The 17,081-nt window shown below is 42.0% G+C and carries 15 protein-coding genes; 4 read left to right on the forward strand and 11 right to left on the reverse strand.

Going from position 1 to position 17,081, the window contains the following annotated elements:
• The first annotated feature begins 194 nt into the window (after positions 1–194).
• Complete coding sequence (locus ACYVLS_RS11085) at positions 195–533, forward strand: DUF2512 family protein (RefSeq protein WP_460324503.1); 339 nt, start codon at positions 195–197, stop codon at positions 531–533.
• A 60-nt stretch (positions 534–593) separates the two neighbouring features.
• Here ACYVLS_RS11085 and ACYVLS_RS11090 read toward each other — a convergent pair whose 3' ends face one another.
• From ACYVLS_RS11090 to ACYVLS_RS11120, 7 genes are all read right to left on the reverse strand, one after another.
• On the reverse strand, positions 594–2,351 hold the full coding sequence (locus ACYVLS_RS11090) for an ABC transporter ATP-binding protein (RefSeq protein WP_460324505.1): 1,758 nt from the start codon (positions 2,349–2,351) through the stop codon (positions 594–596).
• On the reverse strand, positions 2,348–4,135 hold the full coding sequence (locus tag ACYVLS_RS11095; protein WP_460324507.1) for an ABC transporter ATP-binding protein: 1,788 nt from the start codon (positions 4,133–4,135) through the stop codon (positions 2,348–2,350). The genes ACYVLS_RS11090 and ACYVLS_RS11095 overlap by 4 nt, the downstream gene beginning before the upstream one ends.
• Before the next feature lie 669 nt (positions 4,136–4,804).
• Entirely contained in the window at positions 4,805–5,134 is a 330-nt protein-coding gene (locus tag ACYVLS_RS11100) for a PTS lactose/cellobiose transporter subunit IIA (RefSeq protein WP_460324509.1), read from the reverse strand.
• 27 nt (positions 5,135–5,161) lie between these two features.
• Positions 5,162–5,479, reverse strand: a complete 318-nt coding sequence (locus tag ACYVLS_RS11105) for a PTS sugar transporter subunit IIB (protein ID WP_460324511.1) — start codon at positions 5,477–5,479, stop codon at positions 5,162–5,164.
• Positions 5,480–5,677: 198 nt separating this feature from the next.
• The gene (locus ACYVLS_RS11110; protein WP_460324513.1) at positions 5,678–6,667 is read right to left on the reverse strand and encodes a Gfo/Idh/MocA family protein; all 990 of its coding nucleotides are present in this window, start codon (positions 6,665–6,667) and stop codon (positions 5,678–5,680) included.
• A gap of 45 nt (positions 6,668–6,712) precedes the next feature.
• Positions 6,713–7,558 (reverse strand): metallophosphoesterase, encoded by an 846-nt coding sequence (locus ACYVLS_RS11115; RefSeq protein WP_460324515.1) that lies wholly within the window; start codon positions 7,556–7,558, stop codon positions 6,713–6,715.
• A gap of 202 nt (positions 7,559–7,760) precedes the next feature.
• On the reverse strand, positions 7,761–8,033 hold the full coding sequence (locus ACYVLS_RS11120) for a hypothetical protein (protein WP_460324517.1): 273 nt from the start codon (positions 8,031–8,033) through the stop codon (positions 7,761–7,763).
• 461 nt (positions 8,034–8,494) lie between these two features.
• On the opposite strand from ACYVLS_RS11120, the gene ACYVLS_RS11125 reads away from it, so the two are divergent.
• On the forward strand, positions 8,495–9,802 hold the full coding sequence (locus ACYVLS_RS11125; protein ID WP_460324519.1) for a sodium-dependent transporter: 1,308 nt from the start codon (positions 8,495–8,497) through the stop codon (positions 9,800–9,802).
• Between the two features lie 718 nt (positions 9,803–10,520).
• Here ACYVLS_RS11125 and ACYVLS_RS11130 read toward each other — a convergent pair.
• From ACYVLS_RS11130 to ACYVLS_RS11145, 4 genes are all read right to left on the reverse strand, one after another.
• Entirely contained in the window at positions 10,521–11,786 is a 1,266-nt protein-coding gene (locus ACYVLS_RS11130) for a mechanosensitive ion channel (protein ID WP_460324521.1), read from the reverse strand.
• Between the two features lie 194 nt (positions 11,787–11,980).
• Positions 11,981–12,859, reverse strand: a complete 879-nt coding sequence (locus tag ACYVLS_RS11135) for a DegV family protein (RefSeq protein ID WP_460324523.1) — start codon at positions 12,857–12,859, stop codon at positions 11,981–11,983.
• Positions 12,860–12,880: 21 nt separating this feature from the next.
• Positions 12,881–13,456, reverse strand: a complete 576-nt coding sequence (locus ACYVLS_RS11140) for a hypothetical protein (protein ID WP_460324525.1) — start codon at positions 13,454–13,456, stop codon at positions 12,881–12,883.
• Positions 13,457–13,499: 43 nt separating this feature from the next.
• A complete protein-coding gene (locus ACYVLS_RS11145) occupies positions 13,500–13,781 on the reverse strand; it encodes a DUF503 domain-containing protein (RefSeq protein ID WP_460324527.1) in 282 nt (93 codons plus the stop codon).
• A gap of 216 nt (positions 13,782–13,997) precedes the next feature.
• Here ACYVLS_RS11145 and ACYVLS_RS11150 point away from each other — a divergent pair, with 216 nt between their 5' ends.
• Together ACYVLS_RS11150 and ACYVLS_RS11155 are read left to right on the forward strand one after the other, a co-directional pair.
• Positions 13,998–15,521 (forward strand): ClC family H(+)/Cl(-) exchange transporter, encoded by a 1,524-nt coding sequence (locus ACYVLS_RS11150; RefSeq protein ID WP_460324529.1) that lies wholly within the window; start codon positions 13,998–14,000, stop codon positions 15,519–15,521.
• Positions 15,522–15,553: 32 nt separating this feature from the next.
• Positions 15,554–17,077: a ClC family H(+)/Cl(-) exchange transporter gene (locus ACYVLS_RS11155; protein WP_460324531.1), complete on the forward strand. Its 1,524-nt coding sequence runs from the start codon at positions 15,554–15,556 to the stop codon at positions 17,075–17,077.
• Positions 17,078–17,081 lie beyond the last annotated feature (4 nt).

Genomic DNA, 17,081 nt, shown 5'->3' on the forward strand with positions numbered 1-17,081 from the left:
CTGTTGGTACTTCAATTATAGCCGGTGGGGCTCATTTTGTCTTTAAAAAAGAAACATCCCTCGACCATTTTTTTTTCAAAATCGGTCGAGGGATGTATTCATTTTAGGGGAGTTTTTTCCCAGCCCCTTTTTATCTCCTGATGTGCATCCATGCTATAATTAACCATCTTCATATTCCCCTAGGAGGTGCCATCATGACACAATCCAAAATATTCGGCGCCAAGGTTCTGTCCTATGTTCTTATCGGGTGGGTTATCCTTCGCCTCATCTTCAATGTCCCTCTTCTGCACACTATTGCAATCGGCCTACTGCTTTCTATAATCACCTATGTGTTTGCTGATATACCTTTTCTAAAAACACACTGGTATAAACTAATGACCGCTCTGGAGTTCTTTCTAGTTCTCAGTGGTATAAGCTATTATCTGATTCTTACAAACAGTAATTTGCTTATTCTCACAGCCCTAGTCTATACTATCAGCCTGACTCTGTTCGATTATTATTATCATTGCTGGCTGAAAAATAATCATACTTAAGCAAAAAAGCCTGCAGCTAATTTACAGCGCAGGCTTTTTAATGTGTTCGTATTCCTCTATTTAAGAAGCCAGTACCTGACCTTTTTTCTGCATTTCATACATTTCTGCATAGGCCCCATTTAAATCAAGCAGTTTTTCATGGGTGCCGCGTTCTTTAATGACGCCCTGATCCAGCACTAGAATCTGATCAGCGTGCTGAATGGTCGACAGACGGTGCGCAATAATGAAGGTAGTGCGGCCTTCTTTCAAGACATTCATCGCATGCTGAATGATTTCTTCTGTTTCCGTATCAATGGATGACGTTGCCTCGTCCAAAATTAGAATTTTAGGGTTGAAGGCAAGGGCTCGGGCAAAGGAAATCAGCTGACGCTGACCGGAACTTAATGTGCTTCCTTTTTCGACCACCGGTTCATCAATTCCTTTTTCGAATTTATCGAGCAGGTCTTCTCCCCCCACATCCATCAGAGCTTGTATCGCTTCTTCGCGCGTAATGTTCGGGTTATCCATCGTGATGTTTGAATAGATGGTTCCCGTAAAGAGAAAGGGATCCTGAAGCACAATGCCCATCTGTTCTCGGACAGACTGCCTGGAGAATTCTTTTGTATTCTGCCCATCCACTGTAATTTCACCGTTCTGCGGGTCATAAAAGCGGAAGAGCAGATTCATAATGGAACTTTTACCTGAGCCAGTATGCCCAACTAAAGCTACTGTATCACCGGGTTCAGCTGTAAAGTGAATGTCTTTTAATACATCCTTTTCTTCCGTGTAGCCGAATGTAACCCGATCAAAGGATACTCTGCCGTCGGTGACGGTCATTTTTTCTTCTGGATTGTCTTCCGGCTGCATATCCATCATTTCAAATACCCGCTCGCCGGCTGCAATAGCCTGCTGGACAAAAGCCATCTGCTGAATAATCCCTTTAATTGGCTCATACAAACGACTCACATAATCGCCGAACAGATACAGCATACCTACTGATACGCCCAGTACCCCGTTAATATACTGGGTACTAAAGTAGACCATCAGAAGCAAGAGTGAAAAGCGTCTCAGGAAATCGGCAAAGGTCCACTGAAAGGCGGAGTCTAAAATGACATACTTACGCATGACCTCGTACCATTTCTCGTTGATGACTTCAAACTCATCCTGGATGCGTTCTTCCTGTTCAAAGGCTTGGATAATCTGCATGCCCTGAATCGATTCGTTCAGCTTTCCGTTAATGTCCGAGTTCAAGTCACGCTCTTTGCGGTGAAAGACTCTGGCATATTTGGAATAGAACTTGTTCCATAAAAACATAAGGGGAATCAGCACCAGTAACGCGAGTGCCAGCCCTTGATGAAAACTGGCAATGGCAATATAGGTTCCGATAACATAAAAGACATTAATCAGAATCTGTCCGACTGTTGCAACATAAAACTGCTGACGCAGACTTTCCGTGTCATTGGTGATGCGTGCAACGATTTTTCCTGCCGGCAGATTATCAAAGTAGTGAATTGGAAGTTCCTGCACATGTCTGTACAATTGATCCCGAAGTATTTTGATGATGCCGTTTGCCGCCCTCATTCTGTACAGACCTGAAATGTAGCGGGTAATGACAGTCGATACCATAAGTCCGAAATAAATCAGTATCAGCTGAAGCAAAACGTCTGAATAGGCTTCGCCTTCCGCGGCAGCTGGCGTAATGACGTTGTCAATAATGCGCTGCGCTATAATTGGCGCGCTCAAATCGGTAATCATGGACAAAACAACCAGACCGATTCCAAGTGTAAAATACAATTTGTAATATTTCATATAAGATAATAAGCGTTTTACGGTCTTCATTTACTCACCCTTCCTTTAAATGCATAAGGGTCTGATTCCTTGTTAGTTGCATCGAACTCTTTAATTTCCTGCTTACTGAACTGTTCAAAGTACCAGCCTTTTTTCTGAATCAGTTCATCGTGCGTGCCACGTTCAATAATTTTTCCGTCGTCGAGTACGATAATTTCATCTGCCTCTTTGACTGCTGAGAGACGGTGAGTTGAAATAATTGTAGTCTTGTCTGAACGGATTTGCTGAATGTTGTGGATAATGGTCTGTTCCGTTTTGGCATCGACCGCTGATAGAGAGTCATCCAGAATCAGAATATCCGGGTCCTTAATCAGTGCCCGTGCAATAGAGATACGCTGTTTCTGTCCACCTGAAATAGACACCCCTTTTTCACCAATCATGGTATCCAGACCACGGTCCATATTTTTCAAGTCTTCTTCAAATGAAGCCAGCCGAATACTTTCCAGAATTTCTTCATCTGATGCGTCCTTTTTACCGAACGCAATATTGTCCCGCACACTTCGACTGAACAAAACGTGATCCTGAGGAACATAGCCAATTAAGCGTCTGAGCGACGGGTCATTGTACTCCGTGTAGGCTGACTCACCCATGTCGAATACGCCGGTCCCCATTGGAAACTGATTCAAGAGTTGTCTAATCAGTGTGGTTTTGCCCGAACCGGTTTTTCCGACTATACCAAGTGTCTGACCCGTTTTCAGATTCAGTTTTATATCGTCCAGATTGGTAATTTCACTGGCTTCATATTTGAATGTAAAATGATCAAAATTTAAGTCATTCACGCGCTGCGCTTCAATTCTTCCTTTAAAGTTCAAACCGTCAGTGGCCAGCGTAATTTCCTCGACACGTCTCATGGATGCACTGCCCTGTCTCAAAATCAGAACCAGTTCGGAAACTGAAATAATAGGCCAGATCATCATGCCCAAGTACATTTGAAAGGCGACGATATCTCCGACACTCAAGACTCCTTGTGCAACCAGCAGCGCTCCGTAACTCAAGGCAATCATAATGCTGAGGCCTTCAAATGCTTTGACGGTTGGTGAAAAGATGGCGGCAATTTCTGAAACCCTGTTATTTTTCTTGAGCAGATCGCTCGTCTGATCGTTAAATTTATGAATAAAATCTTCTTCTTTTACGTAAGCACGAATGACCCGCATGCCGTCAATCATCTCAAGCACATCATCGTTGACGGATGAGAAGGACTTCTGTGCTATTTCATAAGCTTCATCAACCTGTGCGCCTTTTACTTTTACCACATAAGCCATTGGCAGCAGCGGCAGTACAGCAGCGATTGTCAGACCCCAGTTCACAGAGATCCCCATCATGATAACCAAGGTCGCCGTAAAGCCGGTCGCGCTCATTAAAACGAGCATCCCGTAACCGGCCGTATCGGCCAGTGCCCGAATATCCTGGGTTCCTCGGGCCATCAAATCTCCCGTTCTGAATTTTTCGAAATATGGTGCGCGCATTCTTAGAAAATGACGCATTAGTTTGCTGCGCATTTCTTTCTGCAGTTTATATGCTCCAGAAAAGAGCCCGTAGCCCCACAGAAAATCCAGTCCATACGTAATAAAGACTAAGGCCGTGAACTGCAGGCTGTAGGTTCTAAGCAGTTCCGCATTCATCTCCCCAGTGACAATCGCGTCAATGAAGCGTCCAATAATATAGGGGATGATGACGGCAAAAACGTTTGAAATGGCTAAGGCAAGGAAAGAACCCAAGTATTGCCATTTATTTTCCTTGAAAAAGAATTTCAGTTTAATTAAAACTTCGAACATCGTATCGTTCCTTTCTTCACGCAAAAAGACAGTCTATCCCCGTTAAAGAATAGACTGCCCGGTTTTATTTTATGGTATGCAAATGGACTGCATGATAAAACAAGGGTTTATACTACTATAAAATAGGAGGATTTAACCCCACCGAACTGAGTAGTCGGGGGTGTGCAATTTATTTGATTAGGCTGAATTATGATTGCTGTTAACATCTGCACATCTCCTCTCTTATTTCTGCGATTAGACAACTCTCTCATCGCTTTCAACTATACACTGAAACGTTTTCTTTTACAATAAAAATAGGACAAATTTAGTAAAAAAAGGCCATTATTTTATTTATTTAGCATAGTAGTTTCATTTCTGAACCCTTACTTTAGTAAGGCATGCATTTTAAAGGGGAAACTACACTTTTTTCAATTATCGTGCAGTTTGAAAAACTGAACTACACTTAGAACGGTATATTTTTAATTATTGTTTAGTTTATATAGAGCTTTCACGTGTAAACTCCATTCTTAGTTGAGTTTACACTTAGAACGCTTAAATGAACTGCACAGTTGGTGAGTAACTATTTACTTCAGCAGTTAAGCCTGCACTTAATTTTTCAGAACAAAAAAAGATGCATTAGAACAATGCTGTTTTCATCTCAGCAACGTTCTAATGCATCTTTTAAGCGGTCTATTCGTCTCGACAGACGCGCTGATACAGCTCTATCATTTCCTGTGCGAGATCGCGGTAGGTCATCGCGTTCATCAGAGTATCCTGGGCGTGTACCATCAATAAATTCAACTCGATTGAATTGCCCGATGCTTCCTGCGTTAACAGGTCTGTCTGCACCTGGTGCGCTTTTCTGATAGCCTCATCGGCTCCTTTGAGTTTTTCTTCGGAAAGCGTGTAGTCATCTGCTTTTGCTGCGTGGATGGCTTCCATTGAACTGCTTCGGGCATCTCCCCCGTACATAATTAACGACATGATTACTTCCATCAGTTCGCTGTTTTCTTCGCTCATACGTATGCCTCCTTACTGATTGAAGATTTAATCCATTAAAGCTAATGCGCTGTCCAGAACGTTCTCGCCATTCATCATGCCATAATCCTGCATGTCGATAATATCAATGGCAATCGATTTCTCAGCTGCTTTTTTCTCAAACTGATTCTTCATGAATCTGACTTGAGGTCCGAGAAGCATGACATCGACCGGTCGGGATTCCATTTTTGCATCCACTTCGTTGGCTGACACGGCGAAAATATCCGCATCAATCCCTCTTTCTTCTGCAGCCTTCTGCATTTTTGTCACCAGCATGCTGGTACTCATTCCTGCTGCGCATACGAGCATAATTCCTTTTTTTGCCATGTTGTCTCCCCCTAGGTTGTTTGCCGACTGTCTACTTGGTTTTCTGAAATCGACCTTTATATATAGTTTAATCATACACCTATCTTTTTAAATTTTCCACTTTCTCTCATCCGGGATAAGAATTTTCTGAAAAATAAAAAGTACACCCTCCTTTGTAGAAAGATGTACTTAAATCATTTGTTATTTTTCTAAAGTTTTTCAGTTGAATACTTGCTTTCTGATATCTTCGAGCACTTCATGAACAGTTCTGGATAAGCTGTTCCAGCTCTTAATACGTTCTTGCTGTTCAGCTTGATCAGGCTGCAGCATCACTTCTGAAAATACCCGGGCTTCCCATATCAGCGGGTTGTCTGCTGGGGAATCCAGCTCAATTGCTTGTGTTTCTTTCGTTTTGGCATCCACTCTGCTGGCTTTTTCCAGACCAGTGATGGCGTCTAGGACAAGTGTCTCACTGGAACTGTAGACTTCAGACTGCTGAAGCGAGGTGTTTATTTTTCCATAATTCAGCGTCACATCAAAGTCAGGGTACCGCAATATGGCCGTTCCTTTGCCGTCAACGCCTGTTCGTATGTTTTGTGAAAAGGCATGAACGGAATCGGGCTTGCCGAACCAACTGACAGCGGCATAGACTGTATAGATTCCCAGATCGTTAGCGGCTCCTCCAGCAAAAGCTGGTGAAAAGATTGCCGGCTCTTCTCCTGCTAAAACACTATCGTACCGAGAAGAATACTTGCTGTAAGTCAGTGTTGCGCCGTAAAGTTCAGGCAGTTTCTTTATCTGTTCTGTTATCTTTATAAAATTAGGTTCATGAATATGTCTCGCCGCTTCGACGACAACCTTGCCGTTCTGTTCAGCCGTTTTTATGAGTTCATCCCATTCAGCGAGTGAGGTGACCATCGGCTTTTCTACGATGGCATGCTTATGGTGTTGAAGAACTGCCATCGCCTGTTCAAAATGAAGACTGTTTGGCGAGGCGATGTAAATGACATCTATATCAGCATCGCTCAGAAAGCTACCCCAGTCTGAATAAGCCTTTTCAGCAGCAAACTGGTCCTTGAATGCATTTGCTGTCTTGTCTCTACGTGAATAGACGGCTTCAAGTGTGTAATCCTCACTCATGAGTGCCGCTTCTATAAACTGTTCCGTTATTGAACTTGTCCCTACTGTTCCTAGTCTTAATTTTGTCATGTCTCTGTCTCCTCCAGGCTTCATTTTATCATTCCTACTCACTGTTTAGGCAAGTGTCACGACAATAATTTCCGGTCGGTTGTTGATGCGAAGCGGAAAACTTGAATTTCCCAGTCCGCGTGACACCAACATCCGTTTCGTCCGGTCTTCTTCATCACTGAAAAAGCCGAAGTCATATTTTGGAAACCAGCCTTGCCCTGGTGCATAAACGCCGCCTACAAAAGGCACATTGGCCTGCCCAGCATGCGTATGGCCACTGAAAATCAAGGAAGGTGACTTAGTTTTATCATAGCCATAATGTTTAAAATATTCTGGTCGATGAACCAGTAGCAATTTTGGCAGTGGCTCCATGGACGGGCTTAACTCAATTGATTTTAAAATAGGCTGCGGTACGGTTGAGCGGTTCACTCGTTCAGCCAAGCCCATGATAACCAGAGCATCCTCTCCTGCATTGTTCTTGACAGAAACGGCCTGATTCTGTAACAGTTTTACTTTAGAAGACTTCAATATGGCTTTAAATTCGTCAAACGAGCCGCTGGCAATATCGTGGTTTCCTGTCACCGCATATGTAGGGGCTGTCTGACTGCATAATTCTGCAAAACGCCTCAACGGTGTATCTGAAAGGCTTTCCAATCCTGCCTGAACCAAATCTCCTGTCACAACAATCATATCAGGTTTTTGATTTTGTGTTTTATCTATAATGGTTTCAATGTAGCTTTTATTTGATCGGGGCCTCAAATGTAGATCGGTTAAATGAACTACTTTTTTGCCCTTCAAATCAGGATGAAGACCGGGGATGGTTATATCATAAGACGTTACTTTTATAAGATAATTCTGTACATATAAATAAACAACTAGTGCAATGACAAGTGCTAAAAGAATCCATGCCATTTGATTTCCTCCAATACTGCATCTGTTTTAGTCAAAAGACTATCCTTATTGTATCACAGAAAGCCCTTAAGTCGCGTCGTTTAATTTCAAATAACTCTCGCTATTCTATCTTTTTCAGACTAATTTAATTATCTGACCTAAGTCAGTCCTTTTATACTAATTTTTCCATCAAAAAAAGCCTGCCGAACCAGACAAGCTGATTCTAGCAGACTCCCTCAGTCTGTTTATGGTAATGCAGATTCTCAAATGAGATGGATCGGATGACTTTTCTTTCACTCGTATCTTCTGCCATTAAAGAAACAGACGCTGCGTTCATCTGGAAAAGGTCGTTCCATTCCATATGGTAACGACTCAGAATCTTATCCAACGGACAGTCCAGTTCACCATCTGCGTTTTCAATTAACTCATTCTCTCTGATGAGTAATTCCTTTGATTCAGTCGGTGTGTCAATTACATAAATAAATCGTTTTTTCATACTCGTCATCATATCCCTACTCTCTCACTTACACTTTATCTGATAGGGCAAATCTAGGTCGCTTCCTACTTTGCATACTTTAATTATACAGAAGGCTTGTATAATTGTCTGTGTCAGAATTAAGTCGATTTAGTGTATTATATTAGCCATAATTGTGACAGGAATTTGAAAGATAATCCTAAAATAAAATGATTTTAAAGTATTTATACTATTCTCATTCATCTTATTTTAGTGTATAAACTCACAGTTCATGTTTATAATTTATCAAATTGCAGTTTTCAAAATACAGTGACGTAATTATATATTTAAAAGCAACCGCTTACTCTGAAAATATGTCGAAATAACTGTTGTAATTACCTTTCCTAAAGAATATAATGAGAAACAACACATTTTCTCATTATATTCTAATTAATGTGGGAGCTAAAAAAGGAGAGGGTTAAAATGAAACAAAAAAGAGAACAGTGGGGTCCCGGTGGGGCTTCATATTAGCAGCAATGGGATCGGCAGTTGGGTTAGGTAATATCTGGCGCTTCTCTTATGCAATGGGTGAAGGTGGCGGGTCAGCCTTTTTAATTATTTATCTTATCAGTGTTCTGCTGATTGGTTTTCCGGTCATGCTTATCGAGTTTTCCATCGGTCGTCGCACACAGACGGACGCCATCGATGCCTTTAAAAAAATCGCACCGAAATCGGGCTGGTTTATTGCAGGTGTAATGGGCGTACTGGCTGCCTTTATGATTCTGTCCTTTTACGGCGTCATTGGCGGCTGGTCACTGCGTTATCTGTTTGAGTACCTGACTGGTGGTATCAGTGGCGATTCTTCAGAATTCTTCGTTGGCTTTATCGGAGATGCGACCTCACCGGTCTTGTGGCAGTTTCTCTTTATGGCGATGACCGTTGGTATTGTCTATCTCGGTGTGCAAAAAGGTATTGAACTGTCCAGCAAATGGATGATGCCTACTTTAAGTATTCTTCTCATTGGACTGGCTGCTTACAGCTTGACTCTCGGTGGAGCAAGTGAGGCCTTTGCTTTTATGTTCCAGCCTGAATGGGATGCCTTCAGAGATCCGCAAGTGTACTTGTCCGCGATGGGTCAGGCCTTCTTTACCCTGAGCCTGGGGATGGGCGCGATGCTGACATACAGCAGTTATCTTGTTCCGGAAGAACGACTGACATCATCTGCAGCGATTATTATTGCTTTGGACACTTTGTTTGCCCTAATTTCCGGACTGGTTATTTTCCCAGCTTTATTTGCTTTTGGACTGGATCCAGCAGAAGGCGCCGGTCTCGTATTTATCGTACTCCCTAATATATTCGAAGCTTTGGGCGGCGTGGGCACGTTAGTTGGTTTAGTGTTCTTTGTGCTTCTGTCAATGGCAGCACTCTCGTCTGCTATATCTCTTCTCGAAGTGGCAGTGGCTTACTTTATCCGCAAGACAAATCTTGGTCGTAAAAAGGTAACCCTAATTGTAGGGCTGGTTATTTTCGCATTGGGTGTTCCTTCCTCACTCAGTCAAGGGGCGATGAACATCACTGTCTTCGGTGCTCCATTCCTGGACTTCATGGATGCCTTTACTGGAAACCTGCTGCTGCCTTTAGGTGGTCTGATTATGGTACTGTTTGTCGGCTGGACTTGGACGAAAAAAGAAATTCTCCATCATGGAGATGTCGGCCAGCAGGCTTGGGGACCTCTTTATGTACTGACTGCTAAATTTGTAGCTCCAGTTGCTATATTAGTCGTTCTCGTCATCGGTTTGATTAACTGGTAAGAGCTGAAATAGTCAAAATAGTTTATTAGTAAGGAAAATCACCGCCAGCAGATGGGTTGTTCTGCAGGTGGTGATTTTTTCATCTTTATTAGGAGCTTTAGGTCTTATAGTAACTTATCCAATATTAAGCTGCCGAGGATTCCCTTAACTCGTCTCGCCTCCATCTCTTCACTTTGAGTAATATCAGGGTATTGCATTAACTCAACCCTCTTACACCACCTCAGTTTGGTGAATATCACTGTATTGCAGTAACTGGGTAAGAACATCCTGGTTAGTTGGCTAAATAATCTCTGATATCATTAACTGAACCGGCACCTCTCACTTGGGTTGGCCGAATCGCCCGGGGATTACATTAACTCGCCTCGCCTCCATCTCTTCACTTTAGGTAATATCAGGATATTGCATTAACTCAACCCTCTTACACCACCTCAGTTTGGTGAATACCGCTGTATTGCAGTAACTGGGTAAGAACATCCCGGTGAGTTGGCCGAATAACCCATGATTTCATTAACTCAGCTTGCCTCCTCATCTCAGTTTGATGAATACCACTGTAAAGAAAACATCAATTCTCAAAGCAGTGCTTACCAATGTATAATAGTGGGAATCATTGAACAGCATAAAAAAGCAGCGCCGATTTGTGTTTGTCCACAAAGTTGGCGCTGCTTCTTCATTGTCCATGAGATTAGTGTGAGTTTAAGGTCTCACTGCTTTTATATGCTTATAGTTCCGGCGTATTATCTCCTGGAACACTTGGTTTAGCACTTTCTTTTTCAATCTTCTGATCAGCGCGCTCAAGCTGTTTTCTCGCAAAGTCGCGTCCGCCTAAACCAAATGCAATAGCGAATGCTACGCCTAGACCGCCGAGGATAGCCATGAATGCGAAGTTTACGATGCTTGTTGCAAAGTTCAACTGATCAAGCGCCATAAAGGTAGCAAATACAATCAGAATGTATTTAACCAGTACGCCTGCTAATGGGCTGCCAGTTGCTTTTCTGATTCCAGATGACAGCATTTGTCCTCCAACAAAAGCCAGTCCAATGATAATCGCGGCAAACAGTACATTTGGCAGGTAGGCAATAATTGAAGCGACAATGACATTCAGCATTTCAAGATTCAATGCGTTCAGCGCTTCTACCAAGAAGAATAAGCCAATTAATGCGGCTACAATCTGTCCAGCTAGTTTAGCTAAGTCAATGTCGACATTTCCAGATTTTCTCAGGTAAGACGAATACTTATTGAAGCCAGTTCCTCTGAGTAAATCAGTAACAATGTCACCAACAAATTTAGCTAACAACACACCCACAGTCAAGAGTACAACTGCAACTAGAATATTAGGAATAGCTTGCAGAATCGTATTTAATACATCACTGACTGGTTGAGCAATGGTGTCGATGTTCAATACATCCAGTGCCACTAACACAATGGGTACAATAACCAGGAAGTACACAATATTAGCGAGTACATTTGCAATGGTTCCTTTGTTCTCTTCAACAGCGTCTGTATCGGTACCTGAACCTGTAAGCTTATTCAGGAAACGATCAAGATTAGCTGCTACGGCAAGATTGTATACCAGGTTCTTAACAAATTTGGCTGCGTAAAAACCTAATACAAGTATAACAATTGCAGAAATAATATTAGGTAAGAATGCTAAAGCATTGTCAAGCATATTCTGAATTGGCGTACCAATTGCAGTCAAGTTGAATACTTCAAAAATTCCTGGAAGGAAAAATACCCAAACTAAGAAAAACCCTACTTTTCCGAGTGCGTCAATCATCGACTGTCCTTGTTCCTTATTATTAGCTGCTCCCCAATCTTTAAGGCGCGTAGCTAATCCGGCTGCTTCCAGTCCCTTAGTAATTGCTTTCTTCACCAACACAGCAACCACCCAGGCGACAAGGATGAGTACTAACCCCATCAACAAACGAGGAAGAAAATCGATAAACGTATTCAGTCCTCTCTGAAATGAATCTCCAACATTATCCATACTATCTACTCCTTTTCCAAAAAATTTATTTTGTATCTATTCCAAGTATAGTCGAGGTGATTGATTAGAACAAATAATATGCATTAGGAGTACTGGACTAGTTAATATATAAAAAAACTCCTGAAATAATAACAGGAGTCTTCTATCATATTGAACTTTACGAAATTATATTTTCACTAAACACGTTTCCACTGTTATTCTTCAATATACATGTAGTGAGCAGGTTTCTTGTCCATGTAAAATACACCGACACCACCTATACCCAAGTGAGCTGCCAAAACAGCACCGATGTCGAAAATCTGTACAGACGCTTCCGGTATGGCTTCTCTGACCATTTTCTTCAATCGCTGGGCACTCTCGATATCATTAACATGACTAATCGTAATCAGCTGATCGGTAAAGGAACCGACCCCTTTTTTGGTTTCTTTTATCATACGCTTATAAATTCGGTCCTGACCGCGAACCAGTTTCTTCAAATAAATTCCGGTTTCATTCACTGAAAGATAGGGTTTGATATTTAGTGCATCTCCGGCAGCTCCAGCAGCTTTCGGTAGACGACCGCCTTTAACCAGCCACTTCAAGTTGTTTAAGGTGAAATGATACTGAATATGCTCGGTATTCTCGCGTGTCTGCTCTACTACTGTTTCAAAGTCCAAGTTCTGACGGGCCATTTCCATTGCCTGTAAAGCCAGGAGAGCACCGCCTCCGGATCCGCCTTTTGAATCAATTACTTCCAGGTTCATGTCCGGATGCTTTTCTTTATACGATTCAAAAATCGTCTGGGCCACCTGATAAGTACCGGAAAACTGACTGTATATGCTGATGTATAACACATCTTCTCCACGTTCGCGGCAGGCATCCAGCGCATCAAGTATAGTCTTTGGAGAAACCTGAGACGTCTTAGGGAGATTTCCCGCCTCCATATAACGGTGGACCTCATCCAGTGACATTTCTACCTGGTCGAGGTAATCCTTTTCGTCAATAATGACACTTAATGGAAGGAAGTCATAACCGTATCTTTTTTTCATAAAGGCATTCTGGTCAATCCCTGAATCAATTAATATTTTTATCATGTTCATCGCCTCGGTTCTAATTTAGTTGGATAGCAGGTCACTAATTTCTTCGATAGTTAATTCCTCTGAATAATGACGGTTCCAGACCGCATGAAGATGGCTGGGTGAAACGGTGCCATAGATAGCATTCAATGTCTCTTTCCATTTATGAAGTACTTCTGCGGCATGGGATTGCGGTTGACTATCTGTTGTTTCATCAGTCCAGACTCCTTCGAATCCGGTTGCTGCTCTTAAAATTTCTTCAGGAATTATCAGCATATAAGAGTCGCTCACCTGCTGCACATACAGGAAACCTTTTTCAATCAGTGGATTCAAACTGCTGATTCCGTCAAGTGATTCCACAAAATAGGCATTCTGTTCCTGATTAGGTAAGCGTCCAATGACACTTTCCAAAGCTTCCTGATAAACGGTTTCGGCCTGTTCTTCAATTCTGACAGACAGTTCTTGTGCCAGTTTGCTTTTCTTCCAGCTTTTTGACAGTTTACTGTTTAAACTGTCGGCAATCTCGAGCTGCTGCGTTTTTGTATAGCCCATTAATAAATTTTCCAGACTGTAGTTCAAGCCTGTCATTTTAGTTAATTTAATTGTGTTATCCATCTATTTGTCCTTTCTATGAACTGGAAATGTTAAACGGCAGCCCTTATGCTTCCACCCATTCGACATCCAGAATTTCCACTTCATACTGCTCTTCTATGTCTTTTAAAGCCGCTTCAATCTGCTGGCGGCATACTTTCCTATTACTGCCGACAACGCCAAAGCCTAAAACAGTTTTGTTATGCAAGTCCCAGTCTTCTACCTCTGCCGTACTCAGATGATGTCGATTCTGTGTCCGGTGAAGAATGCTCTTCACGGTGCTGCGCTTTTCTTTTAAAGAATAAGAGTCAAAAATCAGGAGAGTCACTTCTACCCCTATTAGTATCATCCGTATCCGCCTCCAGTTTTTACTCATTAAATCGTAGCATTCTTTAATCAGGAGTGCAATATCGGTCTAATTGCACCTTTTTTCTACTGTACCGTACTATTGTGAAAACTTGTGGAATGATTCACGATTATTCCTTAAAAAGTATTGCTTTTAAACGGGGTATTCGTTATCTTTGTACTTATGTAGAAAAACAAAAAGTCAACTAGGAGAGTATTTATGAAATCTTTACATTTGTTTGACTGGTCTAAGATTTCTTATGTGGCTAAAGGTATGCTCGTCGGTATTGCTGCTGGAATAGTCGTCAGTTTATTTCGAGTATCTATCGAAATTATTATTACCTTCATGAGAGATGTATACAGTTTTTTAAATGACAACCCTATCTGGATTATTCCTTGGGTATTTGTTATTTTACTTATTGCTTTTATTATAGCTATTATGGTTCGCGACGAGCCGGACATTCGAGGGTCGGGTATTCAAGATATTGAAGGGCAGCTGCACGGGTCTCTCAAGCTGAACTGGTCTTCCATCCTCTGGCGCAAATTCATTGGTGGATCGCTGGCAATCGGATCCGGTCTGGCACTTGGTCGAGAGGGTCCCTCCATTCAGCTCGGTGGTGCCGTTGGTCAAGGTGTTAACCACTTTTTGAAAGGCAATCGTTCACAGCAGAACATTCTGATTTCAGCTGGAGCAAGTGCCGGTCTGTCTGCTGCCTTTAACGCACCTGTTTCCGGTATTATGTTTATTTTGGAAGAAGTTCATCATAAATTCTCAAGTGTGCTTCTGCTGACAGCTTTTTCCGCTTCAGTGACAGCCAATTTCGTTGCCTATCAGATATTTGGCGTGCAGCCTGCTCTAGACCTGGGCTCCTTGATGAAATTTCCACTAGAACATTATGTTCATCTTGTCTTTATGGGAGCTTTTCTGGCTTTAGGTGGCTGGCTCTATCAGGAGGTATTACTTTATATGCCGACATTGTACCGTAAACTACCTATTCCGCCCTATTTACATGGTTTTGTTCCGTTTATTCTACTGATTCCAATCGGACTCTATCTACCACAAATGCTTGGTGGCGGTACAGGTGTTATTACTTTAATTAGTAGCGGTCGCGTATCCAGTCTTCTCTTGCTTGGAATCTTCGTTTTCCGTTTTATTTATTCTCAAATTTCGTATGGTTCTGGCCTGCCTGGGGGAATTTTCATTCCTGTCTTGAGTCTCGGAGCTATTTTAGGTGGTCTATATGGTAATGGAGCACTATGGCTGACAGGAATTGATGATCTTTTTATCAGAAGTTTTATTATTTATGCTATGGGCGGCTTTTTGACAGCCGTGACCAAAGCTCCGATGACTTCAGTTATGCTGATAACTGAAATGACCGGTACAGTAACTCAACTGATGCCCTTAGCAGTTGTCTGCCTGAGTTCATATGTCGTTTCTGACTTTGTAGGTACCGAACCTATCTACGAAACCTTACTCCGCCGTAAAGTCGACAAAATTCCTAAGGTCTTCGAAGGTGAAGTGGCTGAAATCGAAGTGCACGTTGAAACGGATAGTGATTTGGACGGCATGATGGCCCGGCATCTTCATCTGCCATTCGGGGCACGTCTAGCGAAAATTAAGCGCCACGACAACGAATTCATTCCGCATCAGGATACTGTTTTCTGGGCTGGCGATGAACTGATTATCACCACCGATGCCGGTTTTGTTGCTGAAGTTAAAAAAGCTATTGATAAACAGAATTAAGACTTTATGCCTGAATTATTAAGGAGTTATTTATGAAACATACAAAATATATAGACTGGTCAAAAATCAGTTACGTCATGAAAGGTATTCTTGTAGGTGCTGTTGCTGGTACAGTGGTCAGCGCCTTTCGAATGGCCATTTATATTACCCTAAACTTTATGCCAATAGTCTATGCATTTCTTAGAGAACAACCTTTATGGATTCTTGGGTGGACAACCGTGATTCTTTTTATAGCCTTTTTAGTTATATTAATGGGCAGAGATGATCCGGATATTCAGGGAAATGGAGTAGCCGAGTTAAAGGGGCAATTGCAGGGTACCCTGAAGTTAAACTGGTGGTCTATTTTATGGAGAAAGTTCATAGGCAGTACCCTTGTCTTGGGTATGGGTGTCCCAGTAGGTAGAGAGGGACCATCCATTCAAGTTGGAGGAGTAGTTGGTCAGGGCATCAACAGTCTGTTAAAAGGTAATAAATCACAGGAGAACATACTCATTTCAAGTGGTGCAGCAGCAGGTCTATCTGCTGCCTTTAATGCTCCTTTAACTGGTTTAGTTATTATTTTAGAAGAAGTGCATCACCGTTTTTCCGGAATTTTAATCTTATCTGTTTTCTCTGCATCGGTTACAGCTAACTTTATTGCTTTCTACATATTTGGCTCCCAGCCTGCACTGGCTTTAGGGAGAATGGCTGAGTTCCCGCTTGATAAGTATTTTTATCTGGCCGTTTTAGGTGTGTTCTTAGCTGTAGCTGGATGGGTTTTTCAGAAAACAGTATTTATTGTACCCAGACTGTACGCCAAGTTACCTATTCCCGTTTATTTACTAGGCTTTATTCCGTTTTTGATTGTCATTCCGACTGGACTATTCTGGGAAGACATGCTGGGTGGCGGAACGGGAGTCATTACTGATATCGCATCTGTGAGGACGGCAACACTCACTCTTCTTGCCATACTCGCCTTTCGCTTTATCGCCTTTCATATTGCATATGGTTCAGGCATACCTGCTGGGATGCTGATTCCCATGCTGACTATTGGTGCAGTCTTAGGTGGGATTTTCGGCAATCTAGTGCTTAGAGGAACAGGACTTGAAGATGAATTTATTAGAAATTTCGTTATTTTTTCAATGGGTGGCTTTTTTACAGCTATATCAAAAGCGCCGTTAACAGCAATAGTACTACTTACAGAAATAACAGGTTCTATTACACAAATGATGCCGATTGCTGTAGTCTGTCTGACCGCTTATATTATAGCTGATATACTTGGACTTGAACCAATAGATGAAATAACTCTTTACAATAAAACGAGTCGCTTTCCAACCGTTTTTGAAGGAAAGTTAATTCACATGGATGTTTTTGTCGAACCTAACAGCTACTTGGATGGCATGCATATGAGTCAATTATTATTGCCCTATAATGCAAAATGTATTCGGATAAAACGCCACAGTAATGAATTTATGCCTCACAGCGATACTGTACTGTTGTCAGGGGATGAACTTCAAATTGCCTGCGATCAAGGATTTGTGACACAAGTCAAAAAATATATCAACAAGTTAAATTAATATC

The organism is Alkalibacterium psychrotolerans, assembly GCF_054784355.1.

Bases quoted from the DNA above. Each gene is read 5' to 3' on its own strand.
- ACYVLS_RS11085 (WP_460324503.1), top strand. From the start codon at position 195: ATGACACAATCCAAAATATTCGGCGCCAAGGTTCTGTCCTATGTTCTT.
- ACYVLS_RS11090 (WP_460324505.1), bottom strand. From the start codon at position 2,351: ATGAAGACCGTAAAACGCTTATTATCTTATATGAAATATTACAAATTG.
- ACYVLS_RS11095 (WP_460324507.1), bottom strand. From the start codon at position 4,135: ATGTTCGAAGTTTTAATTAAACTGAAATTCTTTTTCAAGGAAAATAAA.
- ACYVLS_RS11100 (WP_460324509.1), bottom strand. From the start codon at position 5,134: ATGAGCGAAGAAAACAGCGAACTGATGGAAGTAATCATGTCGTTAATT.
- ACYVLS_RS11105 (WP_460324511.1), bottom strand. From the start codon at position 5,479: ATGGCAAAAAAAGGAATTATGCTCGTATGCGCAGCAGGAATGAGTACC.
- ACYVLS_RS11110 (WP_460324513.1), bottom strand. From the start codon at position 6,667: ATGACAAAATTAAGACTAGGAACAGTAGGGACAAGTTCAATAACGGAA.
- ACYVLS_RS11115 (WP_460324515.1), bottom strand. From the start codon at position 7,558: ATGGCATGGATTCTTTTAGCACTTGTCATTGCACTAGTTGTTTATTTA.
- ACYVLS_RS11120 (WP_460324517.1), bottom strand. From the start codon at position 8,033: ATGAAAAAACGATTTATTTATGTAATTGACACACCGACTGAATCAAAG.
- ACYVLS_RS11130 (WP_460324521.1), bottom strand. From the start codon at position 11,786: ATGGATAATGTTGGAGATTCATTTCAGAGAGGACTGAATACGTTTATC.
- ACYVLS_RS11135 (WP_460324523.1), bottom strand. From the start codon at position 12,859: ATGATAAAAATATTAATTGATTCAGGGATTGACCAGAATGCCTTTATG.
- ACYVLS_RS11140 (WP_460324525.1), bottom strand. From the start codon at position 13,456: ATGGATAACACAATTAAATTAACTAAAATGACAGGCTTGAACTACAGT.
- ACYVLS_RS11145 (WP_460324527.1), bottom strand. From the start codon at position 13,781: ATGATACTAATAGGGGTAGAAGTGACTCTCCTGATTTTTGACTCTTAT.
- ACYVLS_RS11150 (WP_460324529.1), top strand. From the start codon at position 13,998: ATGAAATCTTTACATTTGTTTGACTGGTCTAAGATTTCTTATGTGGCT.
- ACYVLS_RS11155 (WP_460324531.1), top strand. From the start codon at position 15,554: ATGAAACATACAAAATATATAGACTGGTCAAAAATCAGTTACGTCATG.